At 72.6% G+C, this 14,159-nt stretch carries 14 protein-coding genes and 2 pseudogenes; 6 read left to right on the top strand and 10 right to left on the bottom strand.

What is annotated here, in order from left to right; translation table 11 throughout:
- Positions 1–276 precede the first annotated feature (276 nt).
- Positions 277–1,278: a small ribosomal subunit Rsm22 family protein gene (locus ACWH4W_RS30590; RefSeq protein ID WP_473079047.1), complete on the top strand. Its 1,002-nt coding sequence runs from the start codon at positions 277–279 to the stop codon at positions 1,276–1,278.
- Between the two features lie 327 nt (positions 1,279–1,605).
- Here the strand turns inward: ACWH4W_RS30590 and ACWH4W_RS30585 are convergent, their stop codons facing one another.
- On the bottom strand, positions 1,606–1,818 hold the full coding sequence (locus ACWH4W_RS30585; RefSeq protein WP_473079046.1) for a DUF6243 family protein: 213 nt from the start codon (positions 1,816–1,818) through the stop codon (positions 1,606–1,608).
- Between the two features lie 106 nt (positions 1,819–1,924).
- Here ACWH4W_RS30585 and ACWH4W_RS30580 point away from each other — a divergent pair, with 106 nt between their 5' ends.
- A complete protein-coding gene (locus ACWH4W_RS30580; protein WP_473079045.1) occupies positions 1,925–2,545 on the top strand; it encodes a TetR/AcrR family transcriptional regulator in 621 nt (206 codons plus the stop codon).
- Between the two features lie 24 nt (positions 2,546–2,569).
- Here ACWH4W_RS30580 and ACWH4W_RS30575 read toward each other — a convergent pair whose 3' ends face one another.
- The gene (locus ACWH4W_RS30575; RefSeq protein WP_473079044.1) at positions 2,570–3,451 is read right to left on the bottom strand and encodes a glycerophosphodiester phosphodiesterase; all 882 of its coding nucleotides are present in this window, start codon (positions 3,449–3,451) and stop codon (positions 2,570–2,572) included.
- Positions 3,452–3,657: 206 nt separating this feature from the next.
- Between ACWH4W_RS30575 and ACWH4W_RS30570 the strand changes: the two genes are divergently transcribed.
- A complete protein-coding gene (locus ACWH4W_RS30570; protein WP_473079043.1) occupies positions 3,658–4,392 on the top strand; it encodes a bifunctional DNA primase/polymerase in 735 nt (244 codons plus the stop codon).
- A gap of 46 nt (positions 4,393–4,438) precedes the next feature.
- Here the strand turns inward: ACWH4W_RS30570 and ACWH4W_RS30565 are convergent, their stop codons facing one another.
- The 4 genes from ACWH4W_RS30565 to ACWH4W_RS30550 form a co-directional block, all read right to left on the bottom strand.
- On the bottom strand, positions 4,439–5,446 hold the full coding sequence (locus ACWH4W_RS30565) for an SCO2278 family lipoprotein (protein ID WP_473079042.1): 1,008 nt from the start codon (positions 5,444–5,446) through the stop codon (positions 4,439–4,441).
- 229 nt (positions 5,447–5,675) lie between these two features.
- Entirely contained in the window at positions 5,676–6,836 is a 1,161-nt protein-coding gene (locus tag ACWH4W_RS30560) for a serine hydrolase domain-containing protein (protein WP_473079041.1), read from the bottom strand.
- A gap of 224 nt (positions 6,837–7,060) precedes the next feature.
- Positions 7,061–7,192, bottom strand: a complete 132-nt coding sequence (locus ACWH4W_RS30555) for a putative transporter small subunit (RefSeq protein ID WP_473079040.1) — start codon at positions 7,190–7,192, stop codon at positions 7,061–7,063.
- A 16-nt stretch (positions 7,193–7,208) separates the two neighbouring features.
- On the bottom strand, positions 7,209–8,954 hold the full coding sequence (locus ACWH4W_RS30550; protein ID WP_473079039.1) for a sodium:solute symporter family protein: 1,746 nt from the start codon (positions 8,952–8,954) through the stop codon (positions 7,209–7,211).
- 330 nt (positions 8,955–9,284) lie between these two features.
- Between ACWH4W_RS30550 and ACWH4W_RS30545 the strand changes: the two genes are divergently transcribed.
- The gene (locus tag ACWH4W_RS30545) at positions 9,285–9,929 is read left to right on the top strand and encodes a PhzF family phenazine biosynthesis protein (protein WP_473079038.1); all 645 of its coding nucleotides are present in this window, start codon (positions 9,285–9,287) and stop codon (positions 9,927–9,929) included.
- Between the two features lie 27 nt (positions 9,930–9,956).
- Here the strand turns inward: ACWH4W_RS30545 and ACWH4W_RS30540 are convergent, their stop codons facing one another.
- From ACWH4W_RS30540 to ACWH4W_RS30530, 3 genes and pseudogenes are all read right to left on the bottom strand, one after another.
- Entirely contained in the window at positions 9,957–10,244 is a 288-nt protein-coding gene (locus ACWH4W_RS30540; RefSeq protein WP_473079306.1) for a hypothetical protein, read from the bottom strand.
- Positions 10,245–10,449: 205 nt separating this feature from the next.
- Positions 10,450–10,632, bottom strand: a pseudogene (locus ACWH4W_RS30535) (DUF397 domain-containing protein); the annotation flags it as partial.
- Between the two features lie 232 nt (positions 10,633–10,864).
- Complete coding sequence (locus ACWH4W_RS30530; protein ID WP_473079037.1) at positions 10,865–11,872, bottom strand: recombinase family protein; 1,008 nt, start codon at positions 11,870–11,872, stop codon at positions 10,865–10,867.
- 222 nt (positions 11,873–12,094) lie between these two features.
- On the opposite strand from ACWH4W_RS30530, the gene ACWH4W_RS30525 reads away from it, so the two are divergent.
- Positions 12,095–12,637, top strand: a complete 543-nt coding sequence (locus ACWH4W_RS30525) for a SigE family RNA polymerase sigma factor (protein WP_473079036.1) — start codon at positions 12,095–12,097, stop codon at positions 12,635–12,637.
- Positions 12,634–13,455 carry a hypothetical protein gene (locus ACWH4W_RS30520; RefSeq protein ID WP_473079035.1) on the top strand — a complete coding sequence of 274 codons (822 nt, stop codon included), beginning with the start codon at positions 12,634–12,636 and terminating at the stop codon, positions 13,453–13,455. Before ACWH4W_RS30525 ends, ACWH4W_RS30520 begins: the two co-directional genes overlap by 4 nt.
- A 290-nt stretch (positions 13,456–13,745) precedes the next feature.
- Here the strand turns inward: ACWH4W_RS30520 and ACWH4W_RS30515 are convergent.
- Positions 13,746–14,117: pseudogene (locus ACWH4W_RS30515) on the bottom strand (Tn3 family transposase); the annotation flags it as partial.
- Between the last annotated feature and the right edge of the window lie 42 nt (positions 14,118–14,159).

Below are 14,159 nucleotides of genomic sequence, written 5' to 3'. Positions count from 1 at the left end.
ACCCGTGCCGTCCCGGACGTCCGTGGCCACGGGGTCTCGGATCCCGTGACACCGCGCCCGCGGCGCCCACGGATTCCCGGCCCCCGGCGACGGGCCACCCGGTGGCGGCGTGCCGTCCGGTGGCCACGGGCCGTCCGGCGTTCCGGTCCCGTCACCGACCGGACCCCGGTGGAGCCACGGCCCGCCGGCCTCACCGCCGCCAGGCGCGCCGATCCGCCGGCATGCCCCGGCCCACGTGCGGAAACGAGGCTCCTTGGGGGTCAGTAGAATCACCGGGTGAACGCCCCCGCCCCCCTCCCCACAGCCGACTCCCTGCGCGCCGCCCTCGGGGGGCTGCTCGACGGGATCCCGGCGCGGCAGGCCGCCCAGGCCGTCGAGCGGCTGATCGCCCACTACCGGGGCGCCACCCCCACCGACGCCCCCATCCTGCGCGACCGCGCCGACGTGGCCGCGTACGCCGCGTACCGCATGCCCGCCACCTTCGAGGCGGTCCACGCGGCGCTCCGCGCCTTCGCCGGCGCCGTGCCCGGGTGGACGCCCGGGGACCACGTCGACGTGGGCGGCGGCACCGGCGCGGCGGCGTGGGCGGTGAGCGCGACCTGGGACGGGGAGCGTCCGGTGACCGTGCTGGACTGGGCCGGACCCGCGCTCGACCTCGGCCGCGAACTGGCCGCCGGGCACCCGGCCCTGCGCGCCGCCCGCTGGGAACGCGCCCGGATCGGACCGGCGCTCACCCTCGGGCCGACGGACCTCGTCACCGTCTCCTACGTGCTCAACGAACTCACCGCCCCCGACCGCGCCGCCCTCGTCGACGCGGCCGCCGGCGCCGCGCGGGCCGTGGTGATCGTGGAGCCCGGCACCCCCGACGGCTACACCCGCGTGATCGAGGCCCGCGACCGCCTGATCGCCGCGGGCTTCCACGTGGCCGCCCCGTGCCCGCACGGCGCGGCCTGCCCCATCGCGCCCGGCACGGACTGGTGCCACTTCTCGGCGCGGGTCAGCCGCTCCTCGCTGCACCGCCAGATCAAGGGCGGCACCCTCGCCTACGAGGACGAGAAGTTCAGCTACGTCGCCGCGACCCGGCACCCGGTCGCCCCGGCCCCCGCCCGCGTCGTCCGCAAGCCCCAGATCCGCAAGGGCCAGGTCCTCCTCGACCTCTGCGAGACGGACCCGGCCCTCCGCCGCACCACGATCACCAAACGCCACGGCGCCCTCTACCGCGCGGCCCGCGACACGGACTGGGGCGACCCCTGGCCGCCTGCGCCCGAGCAGGAGTAGCGGTCACGGTCGTCCGCCGGCCGGCGGACGCCGGGGTGCCCCTCACCGTCGCGGCGCCGCGGACCGGTCCACGGCGTGCGCACGTGCCGCTCTCCTCCGGCGTCTCCGGCGTCCGACGGAGGTGAGGCCGCCGTCCCGGAGGCCCGGAGGCCCGGAGAACCCGGAGAACCCGGAGGACTCAGAGGCCCGGAGAACCCGGAGGTTCGGAGGCCCGGAGGACCCGCGGAGGCCCGGGGACCGCCGGCGATCCTCGACGATCCGGCCGGCCGCGCCCGCGACGCCCGCCACCGGGGCCCGCCACCGGGGCCCGCCACCGGGGCCGGCCGTCTACCGCTGGATCGGCTGACCGCTCTCCTCCCCCGCACCGCCCTCCTGGCGGGCGGTGCGCCGTTCCCGGAGCCGGCGCAGCAGTTCGCGTTTCCGGGCCTGGGGGTCCGTGCCGCCGCCGACGCGGCCGCCGTGGCCGCCGCCGCGCAGGGCTTCCCGGCCCAGGTGCCGCCGGGTGCCGCCGACGCCCAGCATGTTTCCGCCTCGGGTCATGAGAGGCTCCTTCCGATGGAGAGAATACGAGACGGTCCGTCTCGCCTGTCGTCCGCTCCACTGTCCGGCGAGACGTAGCGTCTTGTCAACCTGCTACATTCGCGCCATGGCCCAGAAACAGTCGCCCGCCCCCGACACCTCGCGCCGCAGCGAGCGGTCCCGTCGTGCCATCTACGACGCCGCCCTCGCCCTCGTCGCCGAGGTGGGGTATCCGAAGACCACCATCGAGGGGATCGCCTCCCGCGCCGGCGTCGGCAAGCAGACGATCTACCGCTGGTGGTCGTCGAAGGCGGACGTCCTGCTCGAGGCGTTCACGGCGCTGAGCGAGCAGGCCGCCGAGGCCGCCGGGCAGGTCCCGTACAGCCTCCCGGACACCGGGGACCTCGCCGCCGACCTCAAGAGCGTCCTGCGCGCCACCGTCGACGAGCTGCGCGACCCCGCCTTCGAGGCGCCCTCGCGCGCCCTGGCCGCCGAGGGCATCGTCAACGAGGAACTCGGCCGGCGCTTCGTCGCCCGGCTCCTCGAACCCCAGCTCCAGCTCTACGTCGACCGGCTGCGCGCCGCGCAGGAGGCCGGGGACGTCCGCCCCGACATCGACCCGCGCATCGCCCTGGAGCTGTTCGTCTCCCCGCTCGCCCAGCGCTGGCTGCAGTACACCGGCCCCATCGACCACGCGTACACCGACACCCTCGTCGACTACGCCCTCCACGGCCTCGCCCCCCGCTGACACCGGCCCCGCCCGGCCCGCCGCTCAGCGCCCCGTCACCGCGCTGACCGGCCCCGGCACCCGTGCCCGGTACCGCGCCAGCCGCCCCGGCGCGTCCGTGAGGATCCCGTCGCAGCCGAGCGCCAGGGCGCGGTCGCGCTGCGCCGGGGTGAGGACGGTGTGCGCCCACACCCGCCCGATCCCCGAGCGCACCGCGCGCTTCAGGTCCGCGTCCCGGGCGTGGATGTCGACGTCCAGCAGGTCGACGAAGGAGCGCCACCGCTCCGGCCGGTCGGTGCGCATCTGGTCGGCCGAGCGCCACAGCTGGGTCAGCAGGCCCTGCCGGTGCACCCGCCGCGCGACCGCCGGGTCGTTGGTGTTGACGAACACCGACCGGGTCAGTCCCCGCGCCCGGATCATCCCGGCCACCCGGTCCAGGCCGCGCGGATCCTTCAGCTCCAGCATCAGCAGGATCCGCCCGCCCAGCCGGTCCAGCACCTCCTCGACCGTCGGCGGCCGCTCCGACCGCCAGCTCCCCGGCAGGCTGTCGCGCGGACGCAGCCGCACCCCCTCCCACTCCCGCGCGTCCAGCTTCCGCACCTGCCCGCCCAGGAAGGTCGTGCGGTTCAGCGTCGCGTCGTGGAAGACCACCGGCGTGCCGTCCCGCAGCACCCGGGTGTCGAAGTCCAGCACCTGCGCCGTGCCGCGCCGGTACGCCGCCATCAGCCCCGACATGCTGTTCTCCGGCACCTCCCGCGCCCCGCCGCGGTGGGCGACGTACGTCACCCGGGGCAGCGAGTCCACCGTCAGCGGGCCGCCGCCCCACTCCAGCGGGGGAGAGCCGCCGTGCCCCGTGAACGGCAGCGCGGCCAGGGACACCACGGACAGCAGGGCGGCCGGCGCCGTCGACGCGATCCACGAGACCATGCCGCCCACGGTAGGCGGGCCCACCGGGGCGGACCGTGCAATGACACCCGGCGGACCGGGTGTCCCGTTCGTCCCACCGGTCAGCTTGCGCCCTGTCGCGTCACCCTCGTCCCACCTGCGCCGATTGTGGGCTCCGGGCCCCCGATGCGCACGATCGTGGGACCATAGGGCATGCTGGAGCGCACGACGGCGAGGCGAGGGGATAGATGAGCGCGGAGTTCGGCGGCCGGAGCGGCCGGCAGGGCAAACTCTCCCAGTGGCTGCGCGGACGCCGCCCGAAGGAGGCCGCCGGTGACGGCGGCCGTGAGGCCCTGCTGCTCGCCGCCGCCGAAGCGGGACTGCCGCTCGCGCCCGCCGCGCACCCCGCCGGCTACCGCTGTTCCTGCGACCGCGTGGGCTGTCCCACCCCCGCCCGGCACCCGGTGTCCTTCGCCTGGCAGACCCAGTCGACCACCGACCGCGCCCAGATCGAGCGCTGGGCCCGCCACCAGCCGCAGGCCAACTTCATCACCGCGACCGGCATGGTGCACGACGTCCTCGACGTCCCCCTCGACGCGGGCCGTGAGGCGCTGGACCGCCTGCTGGAGGCCGGCGTCGAGGTCGGCCCGGTCGCCGAGAGCGACGACGGCCGCATGCTGTTCTTCACCCTCACCCGGGGCACCCCCGAGGACGAGGACGAGTGGTGGCCCTGCGAGCTGGACTGCCATCCGGAGACCATGGACGAGCATCCCGGACTGCGCTGGCACTGCCGGGGCTCCTACGTCCTCGTCCCGCCGGCCCGCCTCCTCGGCGACGACGACCCGTCGGTCCACTGGGAGCGCGGCCCCGAGCACCCGCTGCCCGACCCGCTGAGCCTGCTGGAGTACCTCACGGACGCCTGCGCCCGGTACGCCGGCGACCGGCCCGGCCCCACCGAAGCCGCCTGGCCCCTGCGCCGCTGACCGCCACGGCGGTCACCTCACGCCGTCCCGCGCCACGGCCTCGCCACTACTCGCCCTTCGCGGACGTCAGCCCCTGGACCCGCCCCAGCACCTCCACCGGACCGTCCGCCGGGTCAAGCGCCACCTCGCTGGAGACGAACTCCATCGTCAGCGACTGCCGTATCTCCCCGGTGGTCAGCGCCAGCACGTCCTCGTTCGGCGTCGGCACCGTCGCCCCGGCCGCCGCCGTCTGCTTCTCGAAGTGCCGCGTCGTGAAGAACACCAGCGCCCCGCCGTCCGCCGTGCGCAGCGCCAGCGGCGCGTAGTCGCCGTTCACCATCGGCTCGTCGATGTACTGCGTGGCCAGACCCGGCCGCACCGCCTGCTTCCGCCTGGTGTCCCGCCAGGCGCTGGTGTGCGGTCCGTCCGCGAAACCGTTTCCGCCGTCCTTCAGGTACGTGGCGTACTTCTGGCTCAACTCGCCCGGCGCGACCGCGAGATCGGTGGAGTTCGCGGGGACGGCCTCGGCCCAGCCGTCCTCGTCCGTCTTGAACTCCGGTATGTCCTCCGGGGAGACCAGCGTCAGGAACGCCACCTCCCACGGGTCGTCCAGCGCGTCGCGGGTGAACACCAGCAGCCAGCGGATGTCACCGCCCTTGTTGGCGGCCGCGTCCGCGAGGAACCAGCGCGGCCAGCCGGCCTTGGCGGGGATGGTGAACTTCGCGTCGGTCAGCTCCAGCGGCACGTGACGCGGGTTGCCGTCGGGGTGGTTGACCTTGCCCGCCTTGAGCCGCGCCGCGTCGATGTCGGCGAGCGCGCCGGTGACGTGACCGGCGTCCAGGGAGGAGTCGTACGCCTTGTCGGCCTCGTTGTACGCGGCCGTGAACTCCTCGAGCGCCTCGGCCGCTTCGGCGCGGGTGGCGGACGGGAGCACCTCGCGCTCGCCGTGCACCACGACACAGCCGCTCGCGGTCGCCGACAGCGCGGTCACGGAGGCCGCGATCAGCGCGGTACGGCGAGGTCCGCGGGGCCCGCGGAGCGCGTGGAGCCTACGAAGACCGAGATCCCTGCTCATCCGGTTCCTTCACCTTCCCCTTCCCGGAGGCGAACCCTACCGGGACACCCTCGGAGCCGGACGCCGGGACCGGTCACAGCGGCCGCACCGTGACCTGAACCCGGCGGGGCGTCCGGTCTCCCCCGGCCGGGGACGGCCGTGACGCCCCGGTGGCGGTCGCCGAGGGGCCAAGTGCCCCTGCGCTCCGCGGTGTCGGCCTTCCCCGGGGCGCCCCTTCCGCCGGCTCCGCCTAGCTCTCGAAGGCCGGCAGGGCGAAGCGCTGGACGAGCGGGAAGCCGTCCTCGCGGGCGCTCTTGGCGTTGACCGAGTAGACGACCGTGCGGGACAGGTCCCGGGTGGCACCCAGCACCGTGTGGTAGCCGGGCCGGGAGCCGGTCTTGCCCCAGACCTCCCGCCCGCCGACCACGAACCGCTCGAGCGCCATCCCGTAGGTGGCGCCGTCGGCGTCCGGCACGGTGAGCATCTGGTCCAGCAGCGGCCGGGGCAGGAGTTCGCCGCCGAACAGGCCGAACAGCAGGCGCTCCAGGTCGGCGGTGGTGGAGATCATGTCCCCGGCCGCCCAGCGGTCGGACATGTTCCACTCGGTGACGTCGGTGGTCCGGCCGCCGATGTCGGCGTACGCGCGGTGGTGCGGCCCGTGGACACGGGGGTCGGGGCCGCCGGGGAAGCCGGTGTGCCGCATGCCCAGGGGGCGGAAGACCCGTACGGCCGCCTGGTGTTCGTAGCTGTCGCCGGTCACCTTCTCGATGAGCAGGCCGAGCACGGTGTAGTGGATGTTCCCGTACTCCTGCCGCTCGCCGGGGGCGTGCGCCGGTCCCCGGGCGACGGACGCGGCCACCACCTCCTCGGGGGTGAGCGTCTCGAACCGGCGGGGGTACATCTCCTCGGTCGTCGACCCGAGGCTCGCGCCGGGACGCAGCCCGCTGGTGTAGGTGAGCAGGTGACGGACGGTCGGGGGCTCGGTGAAGGACGGCGGGAGCAGCCCGGGCAGGTAGCGGGTGACGGGGGCGTCCAGGTCGACGCGCTTCTCCGCGACGAGCCGGAGCACGACCGCCGCGGTCACCACCTTGGTCGTGGAGCCGGCCCGGAAGCGGGCGTGCGGCAGCGCGGGCGCCCCCGTGCGCAGGCTCCGGACACCCGCGCTGCCCGCCCAGCCGCCCTTGCCGCCGACCCGGACCAGGGCCGCGGAGACGTCCCCGTCGGGGACCTCGGCGAGCGCCCGTTCCAGCGCGGTCGCGTCGAATCCGCCGGTCCGGGGCGCGGAGGCGGCGGGGGAGGCGGGAGCGGGGCGGGCGGCGGCCGTCCCGGCGAGGGGGATGAGCAGCAGGGACGAGGCCAGTAAGGCGGACACGGCCGTGGCGCGGGCGCGGGCGGTGGTGCCTGAGGTCATGAGGGGTCTCCGATCGCGGCGGTGCGTGCTGCGGACGGGACCATCCTGGTGATCACGGACGGCGGCGGGATCGTGCGCGGTGACGAGGACCACCCCTGAGACGGCCCTCACCGACCGGCCCGGTTCCTGGGGGACTTCCCGGGGCGACGACCCCGAGACGGCCCGTGGGGAGAGGGGACGCCCTTGGGGTGTCCCCTCTCCCCACGTCCCGTCGGAGCGGTGCGTCAGATCAGGTCCTCGCCCTCGCGGCGGGCCTTCGCCCACTCGCGGAAGAAGCCGCGGCCGATGACGAACAGCACGACGGCCACGAGCACGGGCCACATCAGGACGTACGCGGTGAGCGCTGCGGTGGACACGGTGCCTCCTCGGGGGTCACGGGGTGGTGGTTCCGGCGGGTTCGGGCGCGCCGCCGGCGTCGCCGCGCCCGGGCGCCGGGCCGTCGCCCTCGGCCGGCCGGGTCTCCGGGGCCCGTGCGGCCTCGGGCCCGTGGTCGAAGTCGCCGGTGCGCCGGGCGATGAGGGAGAAGTCGAAGCCCTCACGGCGGCGCACGCTCATCGCCCAGCAGACGACGGTGGACACCGAGTAGGCCACCAGCGAGCCGCACAGCGTGGCGTACTCGTGCAGCGAGCCCACGGCGAACGGCGCCGCCACCACGACCGCCGCCACGCCCACGGCCTTCGCCGCCCGGATGCCGAAGAAGCCGAACACCATCAGGCCGAGCACGACGCCGATGCCGAGCACCGACAGCACGTCCACGACGACGCCGAAGAAGCCGTCCACGGGGATCCAGGAGAAGCGCACCGGCAGGAACACCGCGAGCGCCGCGAGCACCGAGGTGGTGAACGCCCGCCCGCTGACCTTGTCCCAGTAGAAACTGGCCAGCACCGGGAAGACCAGGGCGCCCCACAACGCGCCCACGAAGACCAGCAGATCGAGGATGTTCAGCTGCAGACTGGCGAACGCCACGGCCGCCGCGGTCGCCATCACCATGGTGATCCGGCCGACCAGCAGCATGGTGCGCGGGTTCGCCCTCTCCTTGCCGGCCACGTTCTGGCCGTAGACGTCGGCCATCATGATCGAGGAGAGGGCGGCGAGGTCGGAGTCGGCGGTGGAGGAGAGCGCGCCGACGATCATGACGAAGAACAGCGCCAGCAGCACGGGCGGCAGGTACTCGGCGGCCATGCCCGGGATGAGGTTGTTGACGTCGCCGCCGGCCGGGTCGTGCCCGAGGTAGAGGGCGAGCACGCCCAGCATGCCGACGCCGATGACCATCGCGCCGTAGCCGACGGTCGCGGTGACGAAGGTCGGCTTGATCAGGTCCTGCCGCACCGCGAACAGCCGCTGCGCGATGGTCTGGTTGCCGATCGCGTAGGCGAGCACGGCCGCGATGTACGGGGCGCCCTGCTCCATGAAGGCGGTGCTGGAGAAGAAGTCGCCCTGCTCCGGGGTGAGCCGGCCGGCGCCGGTCTCGAAGGCCGCCGGGAAGTCCGCCGCGAAGAAGATGAACGGCACGATGACGGCGACCGCGCCGAGCATCGCGACGACCTGCACGAAGTCGGTCAGCACGGAGGCGCGGAAGCCGGACCACAGGGTGTAGAGCAGCACGCCCGCCGCGATGGCGAAGACGCCCTGGGTGAAGGTGAACGGCGACAGCATCGAGATCAGCACACCGCCGGCGATGAAGTTCGACATCAGGCTGATGAGACTGCCCACGATGTTCGAACCCGCCAGCATCAGCTGGCTGGAGCGGCCGTGCCGGGCGTACATGACCTCGGCGAGGGTGTGCGCCTTGGGGGCCACCTGCCGGATCCGCTTGCCGAAGGGGTAGATGAAGAGGATCATCAGCGCACCCCACAGCCCGTAGTGGATCGGGCCGGAGACGCCGTAGGTGTACCCCGAGGTCGCGGAGGCGTACATCGAGGACGCCCAGATCCAGGTCGCCGTCATGCTGGCGGCGGAGATGCCGAAGCCGATGTTGTTGCCGGCGGTCATGTAACCGTCGGCGTTCTCTTCCTTCTTGCCGATGCGGGCCGAGATCAGGAAGGTCCCTCCGTAGAACAGGACCAGCAGACCCACGACCACGAGTGCGCTGAAGCGGGCTGTCTCCAGTCCTTCCACACGCGCCACCTCCTCATGGCTGTACCGGGTGCGTTCACACGAACACGGGTTCTTTGAACCCGCAAACGTGCCGCACGGTAACAGTCAGTTCGGGAAGAGAGGGCGGAATGAGGGTCCGCCCGGAGTGGGAGCCGTGACCTGAGACTTTTCCCAATTCGTACAAGTCCTGGACATGTCCGAAGGGGATTCTGTCGCGAATGTGGACCTTTGCCCCGACTCTTTTCGGCCAGGCGTTTGCGCATCGCATTGGCAAAGTTGATCACTTCGTTACGTTAACGAAACACATGGCCGCCGACCGTGAGGGGCCGCCCGCGGTGTTTGAATGCCCCCGTGACTGCTTACGACGTGCTGCGTGTCTTCTGCGGCCCGCGCGGCGGATACGGCAACGAACTGGGCGTCGTCCGGGACGGTTCGGTCCTGCCCGGACCGGACGAGCGCCAGGAGTTCGCCGCCGAACTCGGCTTCAGCGAGACCGTGTTCGTCGACGACCCCGAGCGCGGGGTGATCGACATCCGCACCCCCACCACCCGCCTGCCCTTCGCGGGCCACCCCTGCGTCGGCGCCGCCTGGCTGCTCGACGTGCCCGAACTCGTCACGCCCGCCGGGGTCGTGGGGGCCCGGCAGGACGGGGAGTTCTGCTGGATCGAGGCACGGGCGGAGTGGGTGCCGCCGCGCACCCTGCGGCAGTACGCCACCGCCGCCGAGGTGGACGCACTGTCCGTGCCCCCGAAGGGGGAGTGGGTCTACGCCTGGGCCTGGTTGGACGAGCCGGCCGGGCGGATCCGGGCCCGCGCGTTCCCGGGCCGGGACGACGGCGTCGACGAGGACGAGGCGACGGGCGCCGCCGCGCTGCTGCTCACCGACCGGCTGGGCCGCGCCCTGAACATCACGCAGGGCACGGGCTCGCAGATCCTCACGGCGCCGCAGCCGGAGGGCTGGACGGAGGTCGGCGGCCGGGTGTACCTGGAGCGCTGAGCGGGCGGGACCCGGCACCCGGGTCCGTCACCTCTCCACGATGAAGTCCAGCGCACCGCCCGAGGCGGTCGTCCAGGAGGTGACGAGCTGACCGTCGTCCGCGTACAGCGCCCCCTCGGGCAGCGGGACGACGATCGGAGCGCTCCCGGTGCTGCCGGGCTCACGGCCGTGCAGGGTGAGGGTGATGCTCTTCACCTCGTCCGAGCCGTCCGCGTCCGGGCTGCACGCGGTGGACGCGAGCAGCGCGGCGGTGACGGCGGTGCAGGCCTTCCAGCCTCTGGAACCGGTGCGTTTCCTGCGGGCAGCGGTGTCCATGGTGTCCCCCGCGGTCGGTCGTGGGAGGCCGCTCACGAGACCCGGCCGCAGACAGATTCTGGACCGCACCCGCCGCCGGCCACCACGGCTCACGGCCTTGTTGCCGGCCGGGTACACAGGAGTGTCTGTTCCGCGAGGGGACAAGGCGTCCCGCCCTCAAGGGCCGGTGCTGCCTGGAACGCCGACCGCCCAGCCGCGAGACGAAGACGCCCCAGGCATCACGGCCGAAGGGGATCACGGGACCGGCCGGGTCCTTGTTGTCGCGCACGGGGGCGAGGGCGGGGATGTCGTGGGCGAGTTCGAGGCAGTCACCCTGCCCGCCGCTGTAGCTGCTCCTTTTCCCCAGCGCTGTGTCGGGGACCGTGCGGTCGAGGCCGGCGTGGTTCATGGTCTGCACTCCTTGGCGACGTGCCGGATCGGCGCGAGTGAGTCCGCCGGTGGCGGTGCTGCCATTCGAGCATCATCGAAGAGCACCTGGTGACACGCCACTTCGGGCTCCCGCTCCGGGTCTGAGTAGTTGCGGTACAGGATGTAGCGCTGAGATCGATCATGGCCCTGGGCTGGGGTTCTCGGTCCTGTCCTCCCGAAGCTGCCGCGAAGTGACAAGTAGCTCTCTGTGGTCAGAGTGACGCTCGGTCAGGGGTGTCGGGGCGGGGCTCGGGGACCGTCGCGGTCCGGCTGGCGGCGAAGTCGGCGTGGGCCTGCTCGACGGCTTCGGGGTGTGCCTCGCGCTTGGCGTGCTCGGCGAGGGCCCGGTAGATGCTGGCCACCGAGGGGTTGTGTCCCTTGCGTTTGCCGGTGGGGATGATCAGGTCGGGCTGGATCTGCGCGACGGACTCACCGCCCGCGCGGCGCCGCAGCACGGTGTGGAGCATGTCGTCGGTGATGACCGGGGGCCGGCCGCCGTGCTTGCCCTTGCGGGCCGCGGTGTCGAGCCCCTCCAGCGTCGATTCGCGGATGTTCTCCCGCTCGGTCTCCGCCATCGCGGCGAAGAACGCGAACAGCAGCTTCCCCGGGCCGGTGGGGTCGTAGATGCCGGGTAGTGGCCCGGCGAGCATCTCCAGGATGAGACCGTGGGCGGTGAGGTGGTCGGCGAGCGCGGTGAGTTCGGCGGCGTCACGGCCGAGTCGTTTCATCTCGTACGCGGTGAAGATGACCCGGCAGTGCGGGGCGTGGGCCTTGATCTCCCGCGCCGTACGGAGGGCCTCCTCGAACTTCGGGCGTACGCGGATGCGGGTGCTGATCTTCTCGGCGAAGATCTTGTCCCGGGGGATGCCGTGCCCGGCGAGGGCGTCGAGCTGGGAGTCGAGTTCCTGGCCGAGGGTGGAGCAGCGGGCGTAGCCGATGCGGATGTCCGCGCTCGGCAGGGCCGGATCGACCGGTGCGGGGGGAGGGGTGCCCGGCCGCCACGGCCGGCCCGGTGCGCGGTCGGCCGGAGTCGGCACGCGCAGTGCCTTCTTCAGCCGGGGCACGCGGGTGAAGCGGCGGGTGTGGTAGGCGGAGGCGACCGCGCCGCCGCGCGAGCGGCACGGTGATCCGGGCTGGGCTTCGCACTTCGGACAGGCGTGAGCCTCGACGGCGTCGGCGTCCGACCGGTCCGCCGGGGAGGGGTGCTGAGGGCTCGTCATGGCCCCGAATTTTCGCACAATGCAAGTCTCAGAACGGGATCCGTGCCGCTTTGGGTGAGAACGGGTCGTGAGAGCGAATCCGGGTCCGGCGGCGATCCGACGGCCCGTTATCGATCTTGGTCTCGGAAGGGATCGTTTGTGCGAAGCGGAAGAAGATTCCGTGGTGAGGCAACGGTCTCGGCTTCGTGTGGACTCTTTTGAACATCTAGGAGGGAGGTGCTCATGGGGGTTCGAAAGCAGGTCGGGGACCGAGAGTTCCACGATTTCGTCGTCGGTTGCTGGCCGCGCCTGATGCGCACGGCATTTCTGCTCACGGGTGAGCAGCACGCTGCGGAGGATCTGGTCCAGTCGACGTTGGAGCAGGTCTATGTGGTCTGGCACAGGGTCGCCCTGGCCGACGCCCCTGAGGCGTATGTGCGACGAGTGATGATCAACGCGCATGCCCGCAGATATCGAAGGAAGCTGCGGGAGTTCCTGTTGCCCAGGAGCGGGGACGCGGGCCTGGCACACGAGGTGGCCGACACCGGTGACCGGATCGCCCAGGCCGACGACCGTCACACGCTGCTGAAGGCGCTGGCCCAATTGCCGGCACGGCAGCGGGAAGCAGTGGTCCTGCGTTACTGGGAGGACCTCACTGAGACACAGACGGCCGAGGCGATGGGCTGTTCGGTCGGCACGGTGAAGAGCAACGCAGCCAAGGGGATCGCGAAGCTGCGCGCCGTTTCGGGACTGGCGGAGAAAGTGACGCAGGGAGGACGAACGTGAAGAGCGCGGACTGGGAGACGAGCCACAACATGACACAGCACGACATCGCCTTTCTGCTGGCCGAAGCCGCCGACGAGGTGAGGATCGGCACAGCCCCCGCCCAGGCGCTGATTCGCGGCGGCCGCCGCCGCAGGGCCCGTCGCTGGGCGGTCGTGGCGACCACCACCCTGGTCGTGGCCGGCTCCACGGGGGCTCTGGCACTGAACGGGCTGTCCGGTGACGGGGAACGGGGGGTGTCGGCGGCGAGCCAGCCGGTCGCCAGCGCGGAGACGTCCGAGCCGCACATGCGGACGACCCTGGCGAGCGGCACCGACGCGGGAGTGCCGTGGAGGGTGTACATCGACGTGTGGAAGGCGCCGGCGGACACGGCGGAGGCCCAGGCCACCCTGGCGGCCATGGCGAAGTTCGGCGAGCACCCGCAGGACGTCTCCACAGCCTCCGAACTGGTGGGCAAGGTCGCGCACTTCGTGCACCGGGTCACCGGTGAAGAGGCGAAGACCACTCAGATCGGGAACTTGGTGCTACCCGAGGACGACGTCCTGACCGGCGGCGAGTACGGGACCGTCTCGCTCCCGCTGCTCCCAGGGAACGGCACGGCCCCCCCGCGCCTGGTGTTTGGCCAGGTCGCCAAGACCGCCCGGGAGGTCACCTGCACCTGGAAGGACGGCACGTCCACCAAGGTCGGCCGTACGTCCGCGGACACCGAGGCGAACACCGGCGTTCCGGTCATCCACAGCCTCAAGCACTCCCCCTACGACTGGTTCGCCATCCTGGCGCCGGAGTCCACCGAGTTGGAGGGGATCAAGGTCACGAAGTAGACCAAGCGGGAGACTAACGCTCCGAGGGGCAGGAAAACCACGGCAACAACCCCGACGGGCACCACGTTACGAAGTGCATCGTTCATATGCACCAGGACATCGAGAAGGGCACGCGAGGTTCCAGCCGGCACCGGCACCTGCGGGTACGCCTGTCCACGAACCCGATGCTGAGGAACGGCAGCTGCTCGCCGCTCAGGAGAACCCACGGGATGTCGCACAGTACGACAAGCCGTGGCGCCGCTGCACGGCCTGACCCGGCCCCCGGGCGCAGCGCGGCCGGTACGCGCGGATCAGTCCTCGTCCCCGCCGTCGGGCTCGACCTCGTCCGGGTCGCGCAGGGGCCGCAGGCCCTGGGCGGGGCCGGAGGAGGCGATGTCGAACAGGTGGCGGCCCAGGAAGTTGATGTGCGCGTTCTTCAGCGGGGACAGGCGGGCCAAGTCCTCGTCCTTGATGTCGTGGCCCTCCGCGCGGAGCTGAGCGACGGCGGCGTCCGCGTAGCGGGTGTTCCCCAGCACGACGGCGTTGAGGACCAGGCCGGGGGCGGCGAGCTGGTCCTCCTGGCCGTCCCGGTACGCCTGGCGGATCTGTCCGCGGCCGCCGTGGCAGATCGCGCGGGCGAGCCGGTGCCGGGACTCCTGCACGGTCGGCTGCCGGTTCGCTGACGACATCACCTTCCGACTGCCCCGCAGTCACCGCAGCGTCCC

It is taken from the genome of Streptomyces sp. DSM 120436 (assembly GCF_055778765.1).
The sequence above is the reverse complement of the archived record's forward strand: the minus strand, read 5'-3'. Positions and strand labels throughout refer to the sequence as shown.

Excerpts from the sequence above, each read along its gene's own strand:
- ACWH4W_RS30560 (WP_473079041.1), bottom strand. The coding sequence starts at position 6,836 with ATGACCTCAGGCACCACCGCCCGCGCCCGCGCCACGGCCGTGTCCGCC.
- ACWH4W_RS30570 (WP_473079043.1), top strand. The coding sequence starts at position 3,658 with ATGAGCGCGGAGTTCGGCGGCCGGAGCGGCCGGCAGGGCAAACTCTCC.
- ACWH4W_RS30540 (WP_473079306.1), bottom strand. The coding sequence starts at position 10,244 with ATGGACACCGCTGCCCGCAGGAAACGCACCGGTTCCAGAGGCTGGAAG.
- ACWH4W_RS30525 (WP_473079036.1), top strand. The coding sequence starts at position 12,095 with ATGGGGGTTCGAAAGCAGGTCGGGGACCGAGAGTTCCACGATTTCGTC.
- ACWH4W_RS30530 (WP_473079037.1), bottom strand. The coding sequence starts at position 11,872 with ATGACGAGCCCTCAGCACCCCTCCCCGGCGGACCGGTCGGACGCCGAC.
- ACWH4W_RS30575 (WP_473079044.1), bottom strand. The coding sequence starts at position 3,451 with ATGGTCTCGTGGATCGCGTCGACGGCGCCGGCCGCCCTGCTGTCCGTG.
- ACWH4W_RS30580 (WP_473079045.1), top strand. The coding sequence starts at position 1,925 with ATGGCCCAGAAACAGTCGCCCGCCCCCGACACCTCGCGCCGCAGCGAG.
- ACWH4W_RS30565 (WP_473079042.1), bottom strand. The coding sequence starts at position 5,446 with ATGAGCAGGGATCTCGGTCTTCGTAGGCTCCACGCGCTCCGCGGGCCC.
- ACWH4W_RS30585 (WP_473079046.1), bottom strand. The coding sequence starts at position 1,818 with ATGACCCGAGGCGGAAACATGCTGGGCGTCGGCGGCACCCGGCGGCAC.